Below are 21,313 nucleotides of genomic sequence, written 5' to 3' on the forward strand. Positions count from 1 at the left end.
GGAAAATTATAAAAAATAACGGAAAAGTGGAAATACTTTTGACTAGTAAAAAACTATAATAAAGCCCAAGGAGGAAGGTGGTGTAGAGAATGGAGAAAAACTTGATCCTACAAATGAAAGGGGTTACAAAATCATTTGGGTCTGTCACAGCTTTAAGTGAGGTACAACTAGATTTAAAGCAAGGAGAAGTGTTAGCACTTATGGGGGAAAATGGAGCTGGAAAATCAACCCTTATGAACATCTTGAACGGTGCCATAACGGTTGACGAGGGTGAAATTTTTCTTCAAGGAGAAAAACTGGAGATGAACTCCCCATTAGAAGCAAGGAAACGAGGTATTGCAAAAATTCATCAGGAGCTTCAGCTAGTTCCGGAGTTGTCAATTGCTGAAAATATCTTTTTAGCAAGAGAACCGAGAAATAAACTGGGATTCGTAAACTTTAGGAAGATGTTTCTGCAAGCAGAGGAGTATCTTGAGGCATTGGAGCTTCAAGTTAATCCTAGGCAGCCGGTAAAGAACTTGAGGGTAGGAGAACAGCAGCTAGTCGAAATTGCCAAAGCCCTATCTGTTGATGCAAAAATTATCATTATGGATGAACCTACATCAGCCCTCAGTAATGCTGAGGCAGAAAAGCTTTTTACCGTTATTCGAAAGTTAAAAAAATCTGGGGTATCCATCATCTATATTTCACACCGGATGGATGAGATTTTTGCTTTAGCAGATCGGATTACGATCCTAAGAGATGGTCAGTTCATTGATACAGTCAAAACTACTGAAACCAACTTAGAACAACTGATCACGATGATGGTAGGCAGAACATTAACGGAACTGTACCCATTAAGACAAACGTTAATAGGGGAAGAAATTTTACGAGTGAAAAATTTGTCGTTCTCACCCATAGATCGAAATAAAAAGGGACTCGAAGATATCACCTTGTCATTAAAAAAGGGGGAAGTATTGGGAATCGCCGGGTTAATGGGGTCAGGCAGGACAGAGTTATTTGAATGCTTATTTGGGATGCACCCAAGATTATCAAAAGGAGAAATCCTCATAGAAGAAAAATCAGTCAAGATAAAAAGTCCTGAAGAAGCTATTCGAAATGGTCTTGCCTTCGTGACTGAGGATCGGAAGGGACAAGGGCTCGTCCCAACAAGATCAATTGGAGAAAACATATCTCTTCCAAAGCTGAAGGATTTCAGCCGGTTGATGTTTATGAGTAAAAACAAAGAGAAGAATGCTTGGAAGACACAAATGAATAATTTAAAGATTAAAGCACCAAGCTTCGATTCCCTCGTTTCAAAGTTAAGTGGTGGAAATCAGCAGAAGGTGGTCATTGGAAGATGGCTGCTGACGAGTCCGAAAATACTACTGTTGGATGAACCAACTCGAGGAATCGATGTTGGTGCCAAAGCTGAAATCTATCATTTGATCAATGAGCTTGCCTCACAAGGAATGGGAATTATTATGATTTCCTCAGAATTACCGGAAGTCATGGGTATGTCGGACCGAATCCTAACTTTTTGTGAAGGTAAGCAGACTGGTGAATTCCTGCGGGAGGAAGCCACTCAGGAAAAACTGTTACTAAGTGCAACTTATAAAGGAGGGAGGGAGGAAAATGTCAGCTGAGAGAGCTACTGTCCCCAATGTCGATCAAAATCCGAAGAAACTAGATGTTCGTAGTATTTTACATTTTCTGCAGCGATTTCAAAGTATTTTAGGGTTAATTGTTGTAGTTGTACTAGCATCCATCCTTTGTGTTCGCGACGGAGTTAACTTGTTTCTGAATCCTATTAATCTAGCAAATATTGTTCGCTCCGTTTCTGAAAATGGCATTATTGCGATTGGTATGACTCTAGTCATTCTAATTGCCGGAATTGATTTATCCGTGGGCGCCATTCTTGGACTCACGGCAACAGCAGCAGCGGATCTAATGATGCATAAGGATTTAGGGTTCGGATCTACACTTGTCATTGTCTTGCTTCTTGGAGCTTTTATTGGCTGGTTAAATGGCATCGTTGTCACAAAGCTTTCCATCCAGTCCTTTATTGTTACATTGGCGACCATGAGTATCGCCAGAGGGGTTGCTCGGTTTTGGTCAGGTGGAATCGGCATACCCATCACGTATGGTGATGAACCTAATTTAGCTCCACCAGCTTTTAGTTGGTTTGCTGAAAGAATAAGCGGTGTTCCTGTTCCAGCCATTTGTTTCATCTTGCTATCCATTATTTTTTATATTGTATTAAAATTTACCCGATTCGGAAGGTACGTCTATGCCATTGGTGGTAATGAAACAGCAGGTCACCTATCCGGGATTAAAGTAAATCGAATCAAGATTATGGTCTTTATTATTTGTGGTGTGTTGTCAGCTTTTGCAGGCATCATTCATGCAGCACAGCTTAGCCAAGGCAGTCCAAATGATGGAAACGGTTACGAGTTAAATGCGATTGCAGCAGTTGCCATTGGCGGCACGAGCCTAGCAGGGGGAATTGGCACTATTTTTGGCACCATTGTCGGGGCTTTGATCCTTGGTGTATTAGACAATATGCTCGGACTGTTGAATGTGGATAATAATTTGCAAATGGTTGTGAAGGGCTTAATCATTATTGCTGCCGTCGTTCTTCAAAAATCACGCAGCAATAGGTAATTTTGAAGCTAAATAAAAAAAGAAAAGGGATGAAGGGTATGAAAAACACAAAAAAGTGGCTTTTCCTCGTATTCGTATTGGTTTTATCTTTATCATTATCATTAGCTGCATGTAGTAATACTTCAGAAAACACTTCAGGAACAAAGAAACCAAGTGGTGGGGACAGCGGGGAGAAAAAGAACTTCTTAATTGGAATGTCTCAAGCCAACTTGGGCGAACCATGGCGGGTAGCGATGAATGACCAAATTAAAGCAGCAGCTGATGAGTATCCAGAACTTAAGGTCGTTTTTGCCGATGCTGCACAAGATAACTCTAAGCAAATTGCTGATGTGGAGAATTTTATTCAGCAAAAAGTAGATTTATTGATCATCTCACCTAACGAAGCAAAACCGTTAACAGCTGTTGTAAAGAAAGCCTATGATTCTGGGATACCTGTAATTGTTCTGGATCGTAAAGTCGAAGGGGATGCCTATACTCAATATATTGGCGGCGATAACAAGCTTATTGGTAAAAAAGCTGGAGAGTTTGTTGCGAAAATGTTAGGCGATAAAGGTGGAAATGTAGTAGAAATTAAGGGATTAGAAGGAGCCACGCCACAGCAGGAACGTCATGATGGATTTTTAGAAGGAATTTCAAGTAATCCAAATGTAAAAATCATTGCGGCACAGAATGCCGATTGGTTAAAAGACAAGGCTATTACCGTAATGGAAACAATGCTTCAGGCGAATAAAAAGATTGATGTCGTTTATGGACATAATGATCCAGCTGCAGAAGGTGCCTATATTGCGGCGAAAAATGCCAATCGCGAGAAGGATATCAAATTTATTGGGATTGATGGTCTGCCAACACCAGATGGCGGTTTGAAGGCAGTCATGGAGGGCAGACTTTCTGCAACTTATATCTATCCAACAGGCGGGAAGGAAGCCATTGAAAGTGCGATTAGTATTCTTGAGAAGAAGGAAAAAGTTGAGAAGACCGTGATTCTTGATACGATTGAAGCAACAAAAGACAATGCAGAACAAGTTTACAAACAATTCGGTGGAAAATAATGAGAGTGTAGGGAGTTGTATGAATGATCAAACAGCGAATTCGGAAGTTAACGAAAGCCCCATTACTAATTTTACTTGGAATCGGACTTTTAGCAGCTCCTATCGTTACATTTGGGAAAAGTGAAACGGATAATAAAGGACCAATCGGCTGGGATATTTATCGGCAGCTTGACAGACTGACGGAACTTAAAAGTGGTGTCGAGACTTATCAATTCTCAAGCTATGACCGCAAAGGCTTTAATGATGATGGCTTTGTCGGAACGTACTCATGTATCGAAAAAACATCCGATGGCTGCGTGATTGCCGATTATAAAGGTGCAGGTGAAATTGATTCCATTTGGTTTACGCGAGATGAGGGTGACGTAACTAAATCAGGAAACATCCAGATCATCTTAGATGGAAAAAAGGTAGTGGATTCCCCGCTTCAGGATGTGGTCAATGGTAAATTAGGTGCTCCATTTGTCTATCCATTAGTAGCAAATGCTGATCAAACTTCTGGAGGAGTATACATTAAAATACCAATGCCGTTTAAGAAAAGTATGCGAGTAATCACAAAAAATAACCCGTTATTCCACCATGTGACCTATCGTACTTTTACGGATTCAGAAAGTGTAAACACATTCGATCCAGCTGATCAAGCACTAGATGTTGTCGAGATGCTGAAAAAGGCAGGGACGGAAGATCCAAAGCCAAAACTAGAAAAAGCAGATCAGTTTAAGAAGAATTTCACGTTAAAAGCAGGCGAAAAAATAACACTAGCTAACTTAAATGCACCTGGGATTATTTCCGAACTGCGGCTGCGCATACCACAAATTGAGGGGCCTAAAGTTGGTGAGCGTGCGATTGACGACGGAAGAGCCTTTACTGGTTACAGTGAGTATCAGGCTAAAATTGATCCTAAAAATGAAGGAATTCGGATCACTCGGAGGTTAGATACCGTTATAGGGAATCAATTGGCAAATATTTTAATTGATGGTGTAAAAGCAGGTGAATGGTCTAAATTACCAACCGGTGGTCCGGGATGGACTGATCAAGTAGTGGAGATTCCAGGATCATTTACAAAGGATAAGGCCTCAGTCACAATTCGTAATGCATTTGTATCATCTGATGTCGACTTTAATGAATTTACTTATTGGGTAGATTCTAAAGTAAATGGGGAATGGGTAAGAACCGACACGATGAATATGGGTCCAGATTCATTAGATAATGAGACGGCCCACAGTTATAAAATAGTGGATTCAAAGTGGGAAGGTGTACGAAACTACCAATATCCGACTACTGGTGATGCTAGTGTCATTGCCGCATCAGATGAAATCCTACAAAAAACAAGACTACGAATCTATTTTGATGAAAAATTAATGGTCGACTCGCCTGTCGGAGAATTTTTTGGCTCAGGCTTAGGAGAATATAATGTAAAATCTTTATTGTTCTCAATGGATACAACGGGTGATGGCTGGTACACATCCTGGTGGCCAATGCCCTATGGAAAGTCAGCGAAAATTGAGTTGGTCAACGAGTCTTCGCAGGATCTCAACAGCAGTGAATCTAGTGTAACCTATGAAAAATCAGGACATTGGGCAAAAGCACTTGGGCCAAAACCGACTTCAGGTTATTTTAGAACTACTTCCGTCAGTGGAGAAACAACAGCTGGATTCGATTGGCAGTTCTTAAATGCAGTTGGAAAAGGGACTGTTGTGGGTGTAACCCAAACGATGGAAGGAAAGGATTTAAAGCGGGATTATTTAGAAGGTGACGAAAGAGTTTTTACCGATCAATCAGCGGTACCGCAAATACATGGAACGGGCACAGAAGACTTTTATGAATCTGGATGGTACTTCAACAGAGGAACCTTTAGCAATCCATTAAACGGAAACCCGGTCCATGAGGTAAACGTATTTGGCAGTCAATTTGATAGTACTGGAGCATACAGACTATTCATTGGAGACAGTATGCCATTCCAAACATCGATAAGATTTGGCATCGAACACGGACCAGTCAACGACGTCTCAGCACATTACGGCTCCACCACCTATTGGTACGGAAGCGAACAATAGGGTGTCAGGCACCAAGAAAAGACAAATCAAGGCAGGTGTCCACCAGTGTGATCATGGGAATATATATCAATGGGACACTTTATGCTCTGAAAGTTGTTCGGAAGCAGGAAAAAGCCATGGCTTACAATGAAGGGTAAATTACAAAATGAAAAAGTGCATTAATCCGGGATTGGATTAATGCACTTTTTTAAAATATTTAAAGTGTAGCATTTGGAAAAAAATACTACACTAGAACAGTTTCATGAATTCAAAACCCGGCGGGATAAAGGAGAGTTTGATAAACAATTAAAGTTAAAAACATCCTAATGCTTTATCATGATAAAAACTGCGTAAAATATAAATTTGACGCAGTTAAGGTGATGGGATAAAATAGAAGTGAGGTGTTTTGATGGTAAATCAGGAAAAACAAACTAATTTTAAAAAGCTGCAAGCCTTACTTCAGGAATTGCCTTGGTATGTGGATGAATACATCAATCATAAATTACGAAAGCTTTCCACGGCATCACTTTTTAATTACTGCCATGACTATAAAATCTTTTTCAATTGGATGATAAGTGAACAGTTATGGATTGGCAGTATCAAGGATATCCCATTGGATCGTATGGAGAACATGACGGTTTTGGAGGTTGAAAATTTCTTAAACTACCTTCATTACCAATTAAATAATAAGGAACTAACCGTGAATCGGAAGTTATCTGCCTTAAAATCGCTGTTTAATTATCTGCAAAATATTGCGGAAACCCCTGATTTGAAGCCGTATATCAATCGAAATGTGATGGCGAAAATTGAATTTAATGAAGTAAAAGACAGTATGGAAACGAAAGCAACAAAAATGGAAGGAAAAATTCTGCTAGGTGATGAATACGAGAAATTCCGCTTATTTATTGCCAATGATTATGGTGAAATAAACAAAGAAAACAAGCGGTTGTATAACTTTTATCAATTAAATAGAGAACGTGATACCGCAATTGTATCGTTAATCCTAGGATCGGGCCTTCGGCTTTCGGAGCTAGTGGGGATTGATTTAGGCGATATTGATTTTAGCAAGTATTGTGTCCGCGTTATCCGTAAAGGAAATAAAGAACAATTTGTTTATTTTAGCCAGGTGGCCATGGCAGATTTGCAGGAATATTTAGCTGTAAGAACTGCCAAATACAAAGTTGATAAAAATGAAAAGGCATTATTTGTTGGTGGTCCGACCGGTCCAAAAGTAAAATCACAAAGATTAAAAGCTCGAGCCATTGAATATCTGATTGAAAAATATGCGTCAGCGTTTGGTAAACCATCATTATCGGTCCATAAATTGAGACATTCATTTGCAACTAGATATCATGCTGAAATCAATGATGTGCCTAAATTAAGGCGCCAATTAGGTCATTCATCGATTCAAACGACGATGATTTACACACATATTAAAAATGATGATCTAAAAATTGCCGTCGACAAGATGGATATGCCAAAAGAACAACTAGAATAAAACCTAACTGCTGCTGTTATTGTGGCAGTTTTTCTTTTTATCAGTTTACATAATATTATTATGGTTCAAAAACCTTGTTTTGTCTCAATCTCTAAGTATACTTAAGATAATGAGACGATTAATTTTTTTAAAATAGATGAGCATAAATAAAGGTTCAAATCCTATAGATTTGAACCTTTATTTATTTAGTTTTTATACTCTTAACCACTATTATTAATTGAGTCAGAACCCGACTTTTTTGTCCCGTACCCAACTTTTTTGTTTTTCTACGACCTTTTCGATAGTATTTTTGCTCGTAAACTGACTATTATATAGATCAGCATAAAAGCCGCCCTTTTCTAATAATTCCTGATGATTTCCTTTTTCTATGACGCTTCCGTTATTCATAACAAGGATGATATCTGCATCACGAATTGTTGATAATCGGTGTGCAATAACGAAGCTAGTACGTCCCTTCATTAAATGATCCATCGCCTTTTGAATTTGTACCTCGGTCCGCGTATCAACACTACTAGTCGCTTCATCGAGGATCAGAATGGCTGGATTAGCGAGAATTGCTCTTGCGATCGTTAGTAACTGTTTTTGACCTTGAGAAATATTGGATGCTTCCTCATTTAAGATTGTGTCATAACCATCTGGTAAGGTTCGTATAAAGTGATCAGCATTAGCCGCTTGAGCAGCCGCCACAATCTCTTCTTCTGTGGCCCCTTCCCTTCCATACGCGATGTTATCACGAATCGTGCTATTGAATAGCCATGTATCCTGCAGCACCATTCCGAATAGGCTCCTCAGTTTTTCCCTCTTTAGTTCCCTTGTATCAATCTCATCTATTAATATTCTACCCGAATTGATTTCATAAAACCGCATTAATAGATTTATAAGTGTGGTTTTACCTGCCCCAGTTGGTCCAACAATCGCCACCTTTTGACCTGATTTCACATTAATGTTCATCTCTTCAATTAACAATTCGTCTTCACTATATCCAAATGAAACATCTTCAAATCTTACCTCTCCTTTTGGTGCGGTAATAATTTTTGGTACGGAAGACTCCGGTACCTCCTCTGTTTCATCTAATATCTCGAACACACGTTCTGCACTCGCGATAGTGGACTGTATTACGTTCGCAATTGAAGCGGTTTGCGCAATAGGTTGGGAAAATTGTCTCGCATATTGGATAAATGCTTGAATATCCCCAATTTCAATTGCTTTTTTTGTGACTAAAATTCCCCCCACAACGGAAACAAGGACATAGCCAATATTATTGATAAATGACATTAATGGCATGATCATTCCAGAAACAAACTGGGCTTTCCAGCCAGATTGATAGAGCGAATCATTGATTCCTTCAAACTTCTCAATCGATTTTTGTTCGTGCCCAAATACTTTGACTACTTTGTGACCCGTATACATTTCCTCAACGTGTCCATTTAGTTGACCTAGGGATTTTTGCTGCCCTTTAAAGTATTGTTGTGACTTTTTTGCGATTTTTGCAATCGCCACACCGCTTAAAGGCAGGGTGACAATCACGATTAGTGTCATTACTGGACTAATCGATAGCATCATGATAATGACACCAATGATGGTCACAATAGAGGTAATGAGCTGCGTTAGACTTTGTTGTAAAGTCGTACTAATATTATCGACATCATTGACCGCCCGGCTAAGAATTTCACCGTGTGTACGTGCATCAAAGTATTTCAGTGGAAGGCGGTTAAGCTTCTCTTCCACTTCTTTGCGCAGATTGTACACAGTCTTTTGCGCGACTCCCGCCATAATATATTGTTGTAAATAGGCAAACGCGGCACTTAATATATATAGTCCAATGAGTAGGATGATGATTTGCCCAATATAGTCAAAATCAATTGTTGCCCCAGGTTCGCCCTTTAGCTTCAACATCAAGCCTTCAAATAGCTTTGTTGTGGCCTTCCCCATAATTTTCGGGCTGACAATCGCAAAAATTGTACTAATTATTGCCGTAATTAAAACGGAGATCAGTTGTAATGTATAGGGTTTTAAATAGCCAATTAATCTTTTTAATGTACCTTTAAAGTCCTTTGCTTTTTGAACGGGCATACCCATCCCCATCGGACCAAAGCCTCCACCAGGACCACCTTTCCCTCCTGGACCTTGTTTCGGCTGTTGATTTTCGGAAGCCTTGCTCATGCGATTTCCTCCTCTGACAGCTGCGACATCACAATTTCACGATAGACGGCACTTGAGTCCATCAATTCTTTATGTTTCCCGATTCCAGCGATCTCCCCATTATCAAGGACAATAATTTGATCGGCATCGATGATAGTACTCACACGTTGTGCCACAATTAATACGGTTGAATCGACAGTTTCTCCTTTTAACGCAGCACGAAGCTTGGCGTCTGTTTTAAAATCCAATGCGGAGAAGCTGTCATCGAATATATAGATTTCTGGTTTGCGAACGAGGGCTCTAGCGATCGATAAACGCTGTTTTTGCCCTCCAGAAACATTTGTTCCCCCTTGGGCAATTACGGCATCATAGCCGTCTGGCATATTGGCGATAAATTCTTCTGCTTGGGCAATTTTAGCGGCATGCTCGATTTCTTCTACCGTTGCCGTTTCTTTCCCGTAGCGGATATTTTCTGCAATGGTCCCGGTAAATAGTACTGCTTGTTGAGGAACAAACCCGATCTTTTTGCGCAGCTGCTCCTGTGTCAGTTCCCTAACATCTACTCCATCAACCAAGACTTTTCCGCTATCGACATCATAAAAGCGCGGAATGAGATTGATCAAGGTCGATTTCCCTGAGCCGGTACCTCCGATGATGGCTGTTACTTCACCTGGCTTCATCGAAAAGGAAATATTTGAAATAGCAGGCATTTCTGCACCAGGGTAACTGAAGGTTACATCTTTGAATTCTACATAACCTCTTTCGCTTTTTGCTGATAAAGAAGACTTTGGGTCTTTAATATCTGCAACAGTATCTAATACTTCGTTAATACGTACGGCGGATACTGATGCCCTTGGAATCATGACAAACATCATTGATAGCATAATAAACGAGAACATAATTTGCATTGCATATTGTATGAACGCCATCATATCGCCGACTTCCATTTCACCATGACTAATGCGAAGCCCGCCAAACCATACAATTGCTACTGTGGAAAGGTTAAGCACAATCATCATAATCGGCATCATCGCCGCCATGATTTTATTAACCTTTATAGCCGTTTGGGTTAGATCCCAGTTTGCCTCATCAAAACGTTTTTTCTCATGCTCCACCCTATTAAAAGAACGGATGACTCGAATACCAGTTAAATTCTCTCTTAAGACACGATTCAGTCGATCCAATTTTACTTGCATGGCTTTAAAAAGTGGAATTCCTTGTTTGGCAATAATGACAATCGTTAGTACAAGCACGGGAATGGATACCGCAAGAACTAATGTCAATTTTGCATCCTTTGAATAGGCCATGATAATACCGCCAATACACATCATTGGTGCCATTGCCATCATTCTGAGAATCATCACTAATACCTGTTGGACTTGAGTAATATCATTGGTTGTTCTGGTAATTAGTGAAGCCGTCCCAAGCTTATCAAACTCATGAAGTGAAAAATCGCCTACATGAGTAAATACTTTCGTACGTAGTAGTTTTCCAAACCCCGAGGCTGCTTTGGCAGAGTAGAAACTAGCAGCTATGGAACAAATCATTCCTCCAGCGGCGACAATGAGCATAAAACCGCCTATTTTCCATATATAGTGGGTGTCACCCGTCACCACTCCTTTGTCGACAATATCGGCCATTAATGTTGGTAGATACAATTCCGATAATGACTGTAAGAGTACGAGGACTAAAACCAGGTAGATTGGTATTTGGAATGGCTTTAGATACTTAATTAATTTTAACAACATTATTCATCTCCATTTTTATTTGTTTATACTTGAACAATACATGACATTTATGAACTGAATATGAACAATAGGGGGCAACTAAATCATTTACATGGCTAAGTTTATTCTTTTCAGATTTTGTCGTCAATTTTTAATCACAGAAAAAACACAGAAAATTAATTTTCTGTGTTTATTACTTACACCCCAAGTGAACGAAAATCAGAGATATCAAGGGGTGTTTCCTCGACTCACGTTTGTACTATTTAGCTTCCATTGGCCATGATCAAATAACCAAATCGATTCCACGCTAGCGATAGTGTCAGAATCTACAATACCAGTTACTTGTTGAATGCCTTTTAAGCCTATTTTTTTACCCCCCAGTTGTATCGGTTCAAGACTGTTATAGCCGTTTACAACTAATTCCGTTGGCTCATTTAGCTTACCTTTATAGTAAAAACCAAGTTTTTTATAATATTTTTTACGATTCTTTAAATCAAACAAATAGGTTTTCTTTGTTTGTGGTAGGTTAATTTCTGCTTTATAGCCATTTAAGAATTTTGCCTCCATTTCTAACGGTTCTGGTACAGTTAGATCTGTATGGACAAAATTCTTTAAGGAATACAGGAAGTTGATCACATTACCGCTCGTTCCACCAGTGAGGACACTGGCAAATAACTCCTTCAAACCATCATGGTTTACATCGACCAATTTAAGTGCTGCTTTAGAACCACTTTCTAATGGAAAGGTATAGGTTTTCCCATTTGAAGCGAACACCTCTATGTAAATTTTCTTCAAGAAAGACTTTTCTTCTTGATAGGGAACACCTTTTAAATAAATCCCCTCATCCTGTCCATCTCCTGTTAAATCCACCTTATCCTTTGAAATGGTTACTGTTTTTGCATTTTCTTCGAAGGCGTAGACTCCTGTAATGGCAGTTAGTGATAGGAGAAAAAACGAAACAATCGCAAGCAGTATCTCTTTTTTCATTAAGATTCCCATTCCTTCCATACTCTGTTACTAGTTAGTATGTCCAATTATGGAAAAAAGATGAAAAGGACTCTCTAAATTTTAGAGAGTCCTGAAAGAACTATTCAATTGGCTTATCAGCTGCTTCTACTTTCCAAACGGTTGTTACCTTTCCATTGTCTCCCTCATCGAGGATAAAAGAACCATTGGAGTACCGATCGCTAAAGCGAATTTCGCTCGTGGTCAATGTTTCAAGGTATCCTTTATCAGTCTGGATAAAAATAACGTCCTGTTCGTTGGCGACGACAAAGCCCACAATACGATGTGGATTGGACTTGAGTTCTCTTAGAATTACGACACCGCGTTTAGCACGTGACGTTTTTTCAAACTCTTTTAATTTCATCCGTTTTAAGGACCCACGTTGTGTGGTAATGATGATCGATTCCTTAGAGTTAGGAGTAATCAGTTGACCATTGACAACATAATCACCATCTTTTAAGTTTATTCCTTTAACACCAGCGGCTCGTTGACCGACAATGCTGATTTCATCCTCGTGGAACCATAAGGAATAGCCATAATTCGAAACGAGGAACAATTCCTTTGTTCCATCGGTAAGATGGACATCGAGAACTTGGTCATCGTCCTTAAGATTAACAGCAACAAGTGGTTTTGAGTAGCGTTGCGCTTTGTAAGATTTCAACTCTGTTTTCTTTACCATGCCATTTTTCGTCACAAAGACAAGATAATCTTCTGTTTCGAAATCCTTGACTGGGATCGCTCGAATGATTTCCTCATCACGTTCAATCGGAATGATATTAGCGATATGCTGACCAATATCCTTCCAACGAATATCTGGCAGCTCATGCACGGGACAGAACAAGTAATTCCCTTTATTCGTGAAGAGTAGTAATACATCCTTTGTATTCATATCGAGCTGCGCCAGGACACGATCAGATTCCTTCATGGCAAGGTCTTGTCCACCTGATGCGGCAAACGAGCGCTGACTTGTCCGTTTGACATATCCATGCTTCGTGACCGTGACAATGACATCTTCACTAGGGACGGTGACATCAAGATTTATTTTTAACTCTTCAATCTCTGCTTCAATTTTTGAACGGCGTCCATCAGCAAAGCGTTTTTTCACATCTTTTAAGTCTTTTTTAATGACAGCAAGAAGATTTTTCTCACTAGCTAAGATACTAGTTAGTTCAGCGATTTTTTTCGCTAATTCTTCTGCCTCACTCCGTAATGCCGTAATATCTGTGTTTGTTAAACGATATAACTGCAAGGACACAATCGCTTCTGCTTGAAGCTCAGAGAATGCGAATTTAGCTATTAAATTATCCTTCGCATCACGCTTATCTTTAGAAGCACGAATGGTAGCGATGACTTCATCGAGAATGGATAAAGCTTTCATTAACCCCTCGACAATATGCTGGCGTTCCTTCGCTTTGGCAAGATCAAATTGCGTTCTTCGTGTCACTACCTCTTTTTGATGCCCAATATAGGCATCCAGTAATTCGCGAATGCCCATTTGCTTAGGCCGCTTATTATAGATAGCAACCATATTAAAATTATAGGTAACTTGCAGATCACTATTTTTATATAAATAATTCAAAACACCTGCAGCGTCTGCATCCTTTTTCAATTCAATCACAATTCTGAGACCAGTCCGGTCTGTTTCATCACGGACTTCAGATATTCCTTCTACTTTTCGATCAAGGCGGAACTCATCCATTTTTTTGACGAGGTTGGCCTTATTGACTTCATAGGGAATCTCTGTAATCACTATTTGCTGCTTACCACCGCGAGTCTCTTCAATATCGGCTTTACTACGAACAATAATTTTGCCTTTACCAGTTTCATAGGCTTTTTTAATGCCATCAATTCCTTGAATGATTCCACCTGTCGGGAAATCCGGCCCCTTGATAACGGTCATTAGATCATCAACCGATACGTCTGGTCGATCCATTCTCATGATAACCCCATCGATTACTTCACCAAGATGGTGCGGAGGAATGTCTGTGGCGTAGCCAGCTGAAATCCCTGTCGATCCATTGACAAGTAAATTCGGGAACATTGCAGGTAAGACGGTTGGTTCCTTTGACGTATCATCAAAGTTTGGAATAAATTCAACGGTGTTTTTTTCGATGTCACGCATTAGCTCTGCCGATATGGCGGATAACCGTGCCTCTGTATAACGCATTGCTGCCGGTGGATCTCCATCGACACTACCGTTATTTCCATGCATTTGTACAAGCACATTTCTTACTTTCCAGTCTTGACTCATTCGGACCATCGCTTCATATACAGACGAATCACCATGTGGGTGATAGTTACCGATGACGTTACCAACTGTTTTTGCTGATTTCCGGAAGCCTTTATCAAAGGTATTTCCCTCAACATGCATTGCGTAAAGAATTCTTCGTTGAACTGGCTTTAATCCGTCCCGTGCATCTGGCAAGGCACGTTCTTGAATAATGTACTTACTATATCGTCCAAAACGATCACCAATGACTTCTTCTAGAGGTAAGTCCCGGAATTTTTCATTTGCACTCATCCTTCAGAACCCTCCTCGGAGACCGTTATATTTTCATTTTCTAAGATGGAATCATCTTCTTCTAAACCAAAGGCCACATTTCCTTCAATCCATTTGCGGCGCGGTTCGACCTTGTCGCCCATTAGGGTGGTCACACGACGTTCTGCTCTGGCAACATCATCAATTTTCACTCGGATTAAGGTGCGTGTTTCTGGATCCATCGTGGTTTCCCAGAGCTGATCGGCATTCATTTCACCAAGACCTTTATAGCGCTGGATTATATAACCACGGCCCACTTTTTTCATCGCACCCTGGAGTTCATCATCATTCCAAGCATACTCAATGATTTCCTTTTTGCCCGACCCTTTACTTACTTTATAAAGTGGCGGAAGGGCAATAAATACCTTGCCTGCCTCAACAAGCGGCTTCATATAGCGATAAAAGAAGGTAAGCAATAATACTTGAATATGAGCTCCGTCTGTATCAGCATCGGTCATAATCACAATTTTATCGTAGTTAATGTCTTCCACACTGAAATCAGCACCTACCCCGCCACCAATGGCGTGAATAATGGTATTAATTTCCTCATTTTTAAAAATATCCGCAAGCTTTGCTTTTTCGGTATTGATGACTTTACCTCTTAAAGGGAGGACCGCTTGGAAACGACGATCGCGTCCTTGTTTGGCAGAACCTCCTGCCGAATCACCCTCCACCAAGTAAAGTTCATTTCTTTGTGGGTTTCGAGATTGTGCTGGCGTTAATTTCCCAGACAAAACCGTTTCAGAACGTTTTCTCTTCTTCCCGCTCCGAGCATCCTCACGTGCTTTTCTTGCTGCTTCCCGTGCCTGGTAGGCTTTAATCGACTTTTTGATTAACAGCGAGCTGATGTCAGGGTTTTCTTCAAGAAAATAGGTGAGATGTTCTGAGACAACAGAATCAACAGCGGATCTAGCCTCACTCGTTCCAAGTTTTCCCTTTGTTTGACCTTCAAATTGAAGTAACTCTTCAGGGATTCTAACGGAAATAATGGCGGATAATCCTTCTCTAATATCGGCACCGTCTAAATTTTTATCCTTTTCTTTCAAGAAGGATACCTTGCGGGCATAATCGTTAAAAACCCTTGTCATTGCCGTTTTAGATCCGGCTTCATGTGTTCCGCCATCTTTTGTGCGGACATTGTTGACAAAGGAGAGTACATTTTCTGAGTAGCCATCATTAAATTGAAAGGCAAATTCCACTTCAATTCCATTTTGTATGCCTTCAAAACTAACGACAGGATGAAGGACATCCTTTTCTTCGTTCAAATATGCAACGAAAGCTTCGATTCCATTTTCATAATGGAACACTTCATGAAGGTCATTCCTGTCATCATGGATCTCAATTTTTAATCCTTTTAGTAAGAAAGCTGACTCTCTTAACCTCTCACATAATGTTTCAAAATTATAAGTGGTAGTCGAGAAAATGGACGGATCCGGCTTAAAATGTATCGTCGTTCCTGTTTGATTGGTTTTCCCGATTTTCTCAAGTGTTGTGACTGGTTTACCGCCCTTTTCAAAGCGTTGTTCATAAACAAAGCCGTCTCGTTTAATCGTCACGGTTAACCATTCGGATAAGGCGTTGACGACTGAAGCACCGACGCCGTGCAAACCACCACTTGTTTTATAGCCGCCTTGACCGAATTTTCCACCTGCGTGGAGCACGGTTAAGATAACCTCAGTTGTCGGTTTACCCAATTTATGCATACCAGTTGGCATTCCGCGTCCTTTATCGATGACGCTGATGGAATTATCTTTGTGTATTTTCACAATGATGTGATCACCAAATCCACCAAGTGCTTCATCAACTGAATTGTCTACAATTTCATAGACAAGATGGTGAAGACCGCGTGAATCGGTGCTGCCAATGTACATTCCCGGGCGTTTACGAACGGCCTCAAGACCTTCTAGTACCTGTATGGCATCATCATTATAATCAAAAGTTTGCTGATTCCTTGCCACTAAAATACCCCTTTCGTACTTACAAAACGTAAATGGCCGTCCTTCCCACCATTTACTTTGAAAAAAATACAATTAATTATATGCTCCCTAATAAACCAGAGGATGAGCAGAATTAATTGTTCCATCATTTCTTTTAAGTGAGTTACGTTCAATTAAATGTAGTGTTACTGCATTAGAACTAACGTTTGCCACATATTATTTTAACACATGTTCTTGTGGCGTCTATGCTTAATTGTAGCGATTTATTTCAATTTGGCAAATGCGATTTATAATACAAGCGCTTTTTTTTCGATATTTTTGTCATATTTTTTACAGAAAAAACAAAAAAACTGCTTCGATTAAGCAGTTTTTTTGAAGCTTATAAAGCCTTTGTTACCGCATGTTCAACTTTGATACAGCGATCCATGATCACAGTATAGCCTTTACTCTTTAAAAATTCGTATGCTTCTTCATTGGCCAAACCGAGCTGTGCCCAAAAGACGTCCGCATCCATATCGTCAAATTCCTTCGCAACATCGAACAACTGCTCTGAGCGACGGAATACATTTACGATATCGACATGTCCCTCGATTTCCTTTAAGGAGGCCACCGCTTTTACCCCCAGCACTTCATCTACAGTCGGATTAACAGGAATGATTTCATAGCCTGCTTTTTGCATTTCCTTCGTAACTTGGTAGGAAGTGCGTTCAGGATTCTTGCTTAATCCTACAACCGCAATTCTTTTTGCCTTTTTTAAAATAGCACCAATTTCCTGACGACTTGGATTTTCAATTGCCATGATCATCACTCCAATAGTTTGTTTTCTATATTTTACCTCTTTTTTTATAAAAACAAAATAAAACCGCTTACAGAGTAGTTTGCATGGCGAAAAGCCCTCGTTGAAAGAGGGCTGAGATAGGTAAATGATATTGTCGAAAGGTCAAACATAGCGACCAATCTCTTGATAATCTTTCCTGTACAAGGTAACACTATTCCGTCCATTATTTTTTGATTGATTAAGGGCTTGTTCGGCCTCATGCAGCAAGTCACTTTTAGTAATACCTGGAGAAAACTCAGTTACTCCAAAGCTGCATGTGACCAGGCCGATATTTTTAAATTGAAATTCTTCTATGATGGTGCGGATCGATTCTGCAAGATCAACGGCACGATCACCGTCCGTTTCGGGTGCAAGCAAGATAAATTCCTCTCCGCCCCAGCGGGCCAGCAAGTCACATTCTCTTATCCGCTGTTGTAGGATGGTCGAAATTGTGATTAACACCTTATCCCCTGTTTCAGGACCAAAACGATCATTAATGGCAGTGAAGAAATCGATGTCCATCAAAACAATGGAGAATGGATGATCAAACCACTCTGCCCGCCGCATCTCCCTTGTTAAAATATCTTTGAATTTCATCCGATTTAATGTATTCGTCAAGGGATCCATCATCGATAACTGTTCATTTTTGCGACTTTCTTTCTCTAGCTCAGTGATGTCCGTACAAACAAACAATAATTGTTTCGTGTCTGAAAGGGTGGATGCCTTCATCACATAGTTACGATCAGCCCCTTCATGCCCCTTCCATCGTACCTTTGCTACAGCATTTCCCATTGCTAAAAATTCCTCGATCCAATTCTCCTTATCTTTCGGATAAAAATAATCGGGGTCTTCAACAAAAAAACTAGCGAGCCACTTTCCATTCTTCATTTCAAGATTATTTTTGTTCATTCCTGTCAAACTAGAAAAAGCTTGATTCCATTCTACAATTTCGTCATTTTCCATAAAGAATATCAAATTATCCTGAAAATCAAGGATGGATCTTGTTAATTTTTTTTGCATTTCAAGCTCTTTTTCCAACTGATGTTGATTATAAAAGTATGGTAAAATGCTTTGGGTCATATAAGGATCACCTCTTTACACATATTTGAATGTATATGTAAGTCATCCGGCCTATTTGCTTGTTTACTGGCCGGTTCTTTTTATGTTTAGTAGATATTATCTAAATTATAGGGGCTTCATACACGGCTTACAATGACTAAACGAATGGTTTGGAAATTCTCCATATTTTTGTAAATAAATTGACTTGAATTGTTCTTACTTTAGACGAAAAATAAAAAAGGAACCATTGCGGCTCCTTTTTTATGATTATTATTTTTGTGTCACGGACTGGTCGACATTTAGTTTTATCGCTGTCCAAGCAGTTGGATCAGCAAATAATCTTGACCATGATCCAATCCCTGCAAGTTTATATTTGTTCACTAATTCCGCGCGCTTCTTCAAGGATAAATCATCTTCGATCCAAATTTTATAGGTGGCATGTTCATCAGCAGACACGTATTCTGCATAGTTTTGACCCGTTTCTTCGTCATAAGTAGGCTGTAGTCCTTTTTCTGTAAGCCATGCTTTTACTTTATCCATAGAAAGTGCTTGTGAGGTTATTTCAGTGCTGCCATCTGCATTTTGTTGTTCTTTCCACAGTCTTGCATACAATGGTACGCCAAGAATGATCTTTTCATTTGGAACTTCCTTTAGTAAGGTTTGTAGATTACTCTCCACCCAGGGGAAGCTGGCGACACTTCCGACTCCGGAAGCTGCCCCAATATGTTCATCATAGGCCATAATCATTAGATAATCAGTGATTTCTGCGAGCTTGTCTCTTTCGTAGAAGGAAGACCAATTGTTATTTTCACCCGCTGAAAAGGTAATATCCATGGAAACCACTAAACCAGCCTCATGAAGATAAGGAGTAATTTCCCTCATAAACTGTGTCACTATTGGACCATCTTCTGGATTGACGTTTTCAATATCAAAATTTATTCCCTGTAATTGGTACATTTGACTAAATGAGAGTATCTGCCGGATTATATTGGCACGAGTGTCAAAGTCCTTTAATGCTTCATGGGTAAGCACAGGATCAAAAGAGTTAGAGAACACTCCCCAAACTTGATAACCCTTTGCATGTGCCCATTTACTATATTCAAGTGATGCAAGATTTTTAATTGAACCATCAACAGCCGCTAGTGAGAACCAGGTGGGCGAAACCACGTTGACCCCATTCATATCTGGGATATTTGCCAAATCAGGATTTTTTGAATAGACTGCTTCCCATGTTAATTGAACAGGGCCATCGAGCTTTGGCAGGTGAACGGCAGGAGTTTGCTGCGCGATAGTGATTGTTACTTCATCCTTCTTGACGACATAATCCTTTTTTATATAACCACTTATCCCATTTGCTTTTCTGACAAGGTAAAATTCATCCTTTTCAGCTTCAATCGTGATGGCTTCTTCTTTGTTCATATCAGCCACGTAAGGTGATTGCCATGTAGGCTCGGTACGTAGTCTAACTTTTTCCTTGTTTATCACTTTATCTACAATTCTCCCATTTGCATAGTGATCCCCATCTCGTTGAATCCAAATGGCCTTACTATCTGGCAATTGTTTAAATTGAATTGGGAAAAACGAGAGAAGCGGTTCAAGAGCAACAAAAATTTCACCATCCCGTGAGATGATTGGAGATAGCTGCAATTTAACCTCCTTTTGATTAACAAAGTAGGTTAAAGAATCTGTTGGCATTTGGACAACTTGATTAGCAGTTGTAATAATGACTGACTTTGATTTCTCATCATAAATAATGCTGTCATCGATATTTTTTTGCATGAATGTAAGTGGGACAAACCAGGTGTTTTCTTCTAACAAAGCATTTCCTTGCTGCTTTCCTTGATAGAGAATCGGATGTTCTCCTTGAAAAAAGATTTTTTTATCCGTTGAAGCAAAAGGATATAGTAATAGAAAAATGGAAGAAATAATAAGGATGCAAGCACCAATCAATCCCCCAATTATCCACTTAGTCGCTAATTTTTTATTATTTTTGTAAACAATACTCGTCATGATGTCTTTCCTCCCTACATCTATCCTAAGGTATGTAACCAAAATTGAGAAGGGATTTTTATTTCCTATAAGACGGTTAGGGACATTTTATTCTCTTCATTTATTCAGAAAGCAATAGTGTTTTTTCAGAAATACATGGTAAAATAGAAGGACTGGATCTTTTATTGAAGGAGAAATCGTTAATGATTCAAATTATTTTAGTGTTAGTCCTAGCATACTTGCTTGGTTCAATTCCCTCTGGCTTAATCGTTGGTAAGGTTTTTTACAAAACAGACATCCGCGAACACGGAAGTGGAAATTTAGGTGGAACCAATACCTTTCGAACGCTTGGCGTGAAGGCTGGAATAGCTGTCACACTTGCCGATATATTGAAAGGAACGTTAGCTGCCTCCTTACCTATTATCTTCAATATCGATATGAATCCATTACTTGCCGGTATATTCGCTGTAGTGGGGCATACATACCCAATCTTTGCTGGGTTTCGGGGGGGAAAAGCGGTTGCCACTTCAGGTGGGGTCTTATTGTTCTCTGCACCTTATTTATTTCTAACCGTCCTACTATTCTTTTTTATTAGTCTATATGTAACGAAATATGTTTCTCTTTCTTCAATGATTGCTGGATTAATCGCTGTTGTTTATACGGTTGTTTCTGGGTTTATTCAAGATTGGGACATCCCTCTTATGATAGTGGTTTTATTACTAGTATCATTTGTTATTTACCGGCACCGAGCAAATATTAAAAGAATTATTGATAAAACTGAACCAAAAATCAAATGGCTATAAAGGAACCTATTCAGGCTTTCTTTATAGCTTTTTTTCTTTCGATTAAAGAATAATTTTTAAATGAATTAGAAA

The 21,313-nt window shown here is 39.6% G+C and carries 14 protein-coding genes; 6 read left to right on the forward strand and 8 right to left on the reverse strand.

The features are described from left to right. Positions 1-89 precede the first annotated feature (89 nt). The 5 genes from TY15_RS05355 (at position 90) to xerS (ending at position 7,223) form a co-directional block, all read left to right on the forward strand. A complete protein-coding gene (locus tag TY15_RS05355) occupies positions 90-1,625 on the forward strand; it encodes a sugar ABC transporter ATP-binding protein (protein ID WP_040208939.1) in 1,536 nt (511 codons plus the stop codon). Next, the gene (locus TY15_RS05360; protein ID WP_042374146.1) at positions 1,615-2,643 is read left to right on the forward strand and encodes an ABC transporter permease; all 1,029 of its coding nucleotides are present in this window, start codon (positions 1,615-1,617) and stop codon (positions 2,641-2,643) included. Before TY15_RS05355 ends, TY15_RS05360 begins: the two co-directional genes overlap by 11 nt. Before the next feature lie 38 nt (positions 2,644-2,681). Further along, a complete protein-coding gene (locus tag TY15_RS05365; protein ID WP_042374148.1) occupies positions 2,682-3,692 on the forward strand; it encodes a substrate-binding domain-containing protein in 1,011 nt (336 codons plus the stop codon). A 23-nt stretch (positions 3,693-3,715) separates the two neighbouring features. Continuing rightward, positions 3,716-5,746 carry a glycoside hydrolase family 172 protein gene (locus TY15_RS05370; protein ID WP_052353703.1) on the forward strand — a complete coding sequence of 677 codons (2,031 nt, stop codon included), beginning with the start codon at positions 3,716-3,718 and terminating at the stop codon, positions 5,744-5,746. 388 nt (positions 5,747-6,134) lie between these two features. Beyond that, complete coding sequence (xerS, locus tag TY15_RS05375; protein ID WP_040208941.1) at positions 6,135-7,223, forward strand: tyrosine recombinase XerS; 1,089 nt, start codon at positions 6,135-6,137, stop codon at positions 7,221-7,223. A gap of 222 nt (positions 7,224-7,445) precedes the next feature. On the opposite strand, the gene TY15_RS05380 is transcribed toward xerS, so the two are convergent. From TY15_RS05380 to TY15_RS05415, 8 genes are all read right to left on the reverse strand, one after another. Then, positions 7,446-9,386 carry an ABC transporter ATP-binding protein gene (locus tag TY15_RS05380; protein WP_042374150.1) on the reverse strand — a complete coding sequence of 647 codons (1,941 nt, stop codon included), beginning with the start codon at positions 9,384-9,386 and terminating at the stop codon, positions 7,446-7,448. Continuing rightward, positions 9,383-11,113 carry an ABC transporter ATP-binding protein gene (locus TY15_RS05385; protein ID WP_392391367.1) on the reverse strand — a complete coding sequence of 577 codons (1,731 nt, stop codon included), beginning with the start codon at positions 11,111-11,113 and terminating at the stop codon, positions 9,383-9,385. Before TY15_RS05385 ends, TY15_RS05380 begins: the two co-directional genes overlap by 4 nt. Positions 11,114-11,320: 207 nt before the next feature. After that, the gene (locus TY15_RS05390; RefSeq protein ID WP_040208942.1) at positions 11,321-12,079 is read right to left on the reverse strand and encodes a hypothetical protein; all 759 of its coding nucleotides are present in this window, start codon (positions 12,077-12,079) and stop codon (positions 11,321-11,323) included. 100 nt (positions 12,080-12,179) lie between these two features. Then, positions 12,180-14,618, reverse strand: a complete 2,439-nt coding sequence (gene parC / locus TY15_RS05395) for a DNA topoisomerase IV subunit A (RefSeq protein WP_040208943.1) — start codon at positions 14,616-14,618, stop codon at positions 12,180-12,182. Next, complete coding sequence (parE, locus tag TY15_RS05400) at positions 14,615-16,594, reverse strand: DNA topoisomerase IV subunit B (RefSeq protein ID WP_040208944.1); 1,980 nt, start codon at positions 16,592-16,594, stop codon at positions 14,615-14,617. The genes parC and parE overlap by 4 nt, the downstream gene beginning before the upstream one ends. A 358-nt stretch (positions 16,595-16,952) precedes the next feature. Further along, complete coding sequence (locus TY15_RS05405) at positions 16,953-17,372, reverse strand: CoA-binding protein (RefSeq protein WP_040208945.1); 420 nt, start codon at positions 17,370-17,372, stop codon at positions 16,953-16,955. 141 nt (positions 17,373-17,513) lie between these two features. Beyond that, positions 17,514-18,470: a sensor domain-containing diguanylate cyclase gene (locus TY15_RS05410; protein ID WP_052353704.1), complete on the reverse strand. Its 957-nt coding sequence runs from the start codon at positions 18,468-18,470 to the stop codon at positions 17,514-17,516. A gap of 249 nt (positions 18,471-18,719) precedes the next feature. Continuing rightward, complete coding sequence (locus tag TY15_RS05415) at positions 18,720-20,459, reverse strand: glycosyl hydrolase family 18 protein (protein ID WP_040208946.1); 1,740 nt, start codon at positions 20,457-20,459, stop codon at positions 18,720-18,722. Between the two features lie 182 nt (positions 20,460-20,641). Between TY15_RS05415 and plsY the strand changes: the two genes are divergently transcribed. Next, positions 20,642-21,241, forward strand: a complete 600-nt coding sequence (plsY, locus tag TY15_RS05420) for a glycerol-3-phosphate 1-O-acyltransferase PlsY (protein WP_040208947.1) — start codon at positions 20,642-20,644, stop codon at positions 21,239-21,241. Positions 21,242-21,313: the final 72 nt, after the last annotated feature.

This window comes from Neobacillus jeddahensis, from assembly GCF_000612625.1.
Taxonomy (GTDB): domain Bacteria; phylum Bacillota; class Bacilli; order Bacillales; family Cytobacillaceae; genus Neobacillus; species Neobacillus jeddahensis.